Genomic DNA, 1,957 nt, shown 5'->3' with positions numbered 1-1,957 from the left:
CCAGCGACAATCAGGATGATACCGTCACAGATGTCGCGACATAGAATCTTATCCTGATTGTCGCGCACCTCTCACCCAGATTGACGCGCTATAGCGCCAACAGATAGAAGGTCCCCATTAGACCTGCGCCAACGAACACCATCGTCGCGTAGGATCCGGACCGGTTGCGATCATTAAACAGGCTGAGCGGCATCATGGGCCGAGCCTTGCCCGACTGGCTCTGGACGAACAGGGCACCGAGAGCAATCGCAGCGGCAAAGGCTGCAATGGTAATGGCGTCGTTCCATCCGTCTTCCGCAGCGCGCGTCACGCCGAAGGTGAGGGAGAACATGGCCCCGGCCCCTATGACCGCGCCTACGGCGTCGAGGGGAGCCTTGTGACGTTCGCCTTCGCGAAGGACGCGGCTTGCCGCGACGAGCACGATGCCGATCGGCACATTGATGAGGAAGACCCATCGCCAGCTCAGCAGGCCGGTCAGCAGGCCACCGATGATCACACCGCCCACGATGCCGAGCGCCGACATGGCACCATAGGTTGCCATTGCGCTATTGCGTTCCCTGCCAGCAGGAAATGTCGCGGTGATCAGGGCAAGAGCGTTCGGCGCAGTGAGGGCGGCCCCGACCCCCTGAATGCCACGCGAAGCGATGAGGATTTCGCTGTTCGGAGCAACGCCGCACAACAGCGAGGCGAGGGTGAAAATTCCCATGCCGATCCGCAAAACGCGCCTGCGGCCATAGACATCGCCCACGCGCCCACCGAACAGCAACAGTCCGCCGAACGCGAGAATGTAGCTGTTCACGATCCATGGCAGGGTGGCCGCGGAAACGCCGAACTCCCGCTGGATGCTCGGCAAGGCGATATTGGCAATGGTGTCATCCAGGACCAGCATCAGCTGGGCCACGGAGATCACGAAGAGGTAGAGCCTGAGGCGCTGTTGCTCCGATGGAGCTCGCATGGTCGCGGTCGTCATTCCTATAGTCCTGTTCTTGCTTCGAATCTGATCCGCAGGTAGATAGCCTCCGTACCATGGTACGGAGTCAACAAGAGAAATGCTGAGTATCGGAAAACTGGCTGACGCTGGGGGCGTCGGTGTCGAAACCGTCCGGTTCTACCAACGCAAGGCGTTACTGGTTGTACCAGCGCAGGCTGGCGGAATCCGGCGTTATGGCGACGAAGATGTTCGCCGCCTTCGGTTCATTCGAAAGGCGCAGAAGGCAGGGTTCACCTTGGAGGAAATCAAGGAACTGCTCGACCTGGATGCGAGCCATGACCATCGCCGGGCGCATGAACTGGCAACCAGCCGGATCGGAAAACTTGACGAACAGATTGCGGAACTGCATCGGGCGCGGGAAAGCCTGCAACGGCTGAGCAGAGAATGTGCCGCTGGGTCATCCGGACCATGCCCGATCCTTGCTGCCTTCGATGTGTGAATGGTTCTCTATCAGGATAGCCTTTGAGACTATAGGGCACCTCTCAAAATTGCCGCGGTGCCGCGTCCGGGGTATGACCCGGGCGGCGTTCGGCGGTTGGGGCATGGCGATGGCACAGATGGGTTTCTTCGATCTTTCAGATCGCTACGCAAGCCTGGATGCCAAGAAGGACCCGCTGGCCGAGCTCGACGCCGTCGTGCCGTGGGAGGACTTCCGTCCGGCACTGGAGCTGGCGTGGCGCAAGCCGGAAGCCGGAAGCCGAGCGGAAATCGCGCGCCGGACGCAAGCCAATGGACGCCGTGCTGATGTTCAAGGCACTGGTGTTGGCGGCGCTCTACAACCTGTCCGACGACCAGATCGAGTATCAGATCCGCGACCGGCTCTCCTTCATACGGTTTCTTGGCCTCGGGCTGGACGGCCGGGTGCCTGACGCGAAGACCGTCTGGCTCTACCGCGAGGCGCTCGCGCAAGCAGGCATGGTCGAGGCGCTGTTCCGCCAGTTCGACGGCCATCTCGCGCGGCAGGGC

The 1,957-nt window shown here is 61.4% G+C and carries 2 protein-coding genes and 1 pseudogene; 2 read left to right on the top strand and 1 reads right to left on the bottom strand.

Annotation, left to right across the window (positions count from 1 at the left end; genetic code table 11):
- Nucleotides 1–88: 88 nt before the first annotated feature.
- Nucleotides 89–970: an MFS transporter gene (locus tag FGX59_RS36665; RefSeq protein WP_138473456.1), complete on the bottom strand. Its 882-nt coding sequence runs from the start codon at nucleotides 968–970 to the stop codon at nucleotides 89–91.
- Nucleotides 971–1,049: 79 nt separating this feature from the next.
- On the opposite strand from FGX59_RS36665, the gene FGX59_RS36660 reads away from it, so the two are divergent.
- Together FGX59_RS36660 and FGX59_RS36655 are read left to right on the top strand one after the other, a co-directional pair.
- Nucleotides 1,050–1,430, top strand: a complete 381-nt coding sequence (locus tag FGX59_RS36660) for a MerR family transcriptional regulator (RefSeq protein ID WP_138473455.1) — start codon at nucleotides 1,050–1,052, stop codon at nucleotides 1,428–1,430.
- Between the two features lie 109 nt (nucleotides 1,431–1,539).
- Nucleotides 1,540–1,957 (top strand): annotated as a pseudogene (locus FGX59_RS36655) (transposase); the annotation flags it as partial.

It is taken from the genome of Poseidonocella sp. HB161398, assembly GCF_005870025.1.
GTDB lineage: Bacteria > Pseudomonadota > Alphaproteobacteria > Rhodobacterales > Rhodobacteraceae > Mangrovicoccus.
This window is presented reverse-complemented; position numbering and strand designations above follow the sequence as displayed.

Coding starts and splice junctions, on each gene's coding strand:
- FGX59_RS36665 (WP_138473456.1), bottom strand. CDS start 970: ATGACGACCGCGACCATGCGAGCTCCATCGGAGCAACAGCGCCTCAGG.
- FGX59_RS36660 (WP_138473455.1), top strand. CDS start 1,050: ATGCTGAGTATCGGAAAACTGGCTGACGCTGGGGGCGTCGGTGTCGAA.